Source organism: Vibrio sp. 1580 (assembly GCF_033340055.1).
On the sequence record NZ_JAWOVT010000399.1, the window covers coordinates 1 to 627 of the forward strand.

Here is a 627-nt window from a genome sequence, read left to right on the forward strand (position 1 = left end):
AACTTAATGGTGTTGTTTTTAGTGCTTTAGATAATCAGCAAAATGTGTGGTTTGCGGGTTGGCAAAAGCGTCGTGCGTACCATGCTCTACGATGTGTCCTTTCTCGAGGTACAGAACGTGGCTAGCAATCTTCTTAGCAAAATCGACCTCATGCGTCACTACGACTTGGGTGATGCCAGTTTCGCTTAAATCTTTAATAATCTTAACGACTTGGTTCGTAATTTCCGGATCAAGAGCTGCGGTCGGTTCATCAAAAAGCAAGACTTCCGGTTTCATCATCAATGCACGAGCAATCGCCACACGTTGTTGCTGCCCACCAGAAAGCTGCATCGGCCATGCGTCGGCCTTGTCAGCCAAATGCAACGTAGACAAAATTTGCATCGCTTGGGTTTTAGCTTCTTCTTTATCCATTCCCGACACTTTAATAGGCGCTTCAATCAAGTTCTCCATGACCGTCATGTGAGGCCACAAGTTGTATTGCTGAAATACCATGCCCACTTTACGGCGAAGCGCTAAACCTTGCTTTTCTTTGATTTCAGCCGAGAAATCGAAGACGTCATTAGCGATGTTTAACTTGCCGTTATCCGCCCCTTCCAAAAGGTTTAGAACACGTAATAAAGAACTCTT

The 627-nt window shown here is 45.0% G+C and carries 1 protein-coding gene; it reads right to left on the reverse strand.

Annotation, left to right across the window (positions count from 1 at the left end; genetic code table 11):
* Window positions 1-18: 18 nt before the first annotated feature.
* The coding region (locus R7093_RS26245; protein WP_318147150.1) for an ATP-binding cassette domain-containing protein at window positions 19-627 on the reverse strand (609 nt) is incomplete at its 5' end.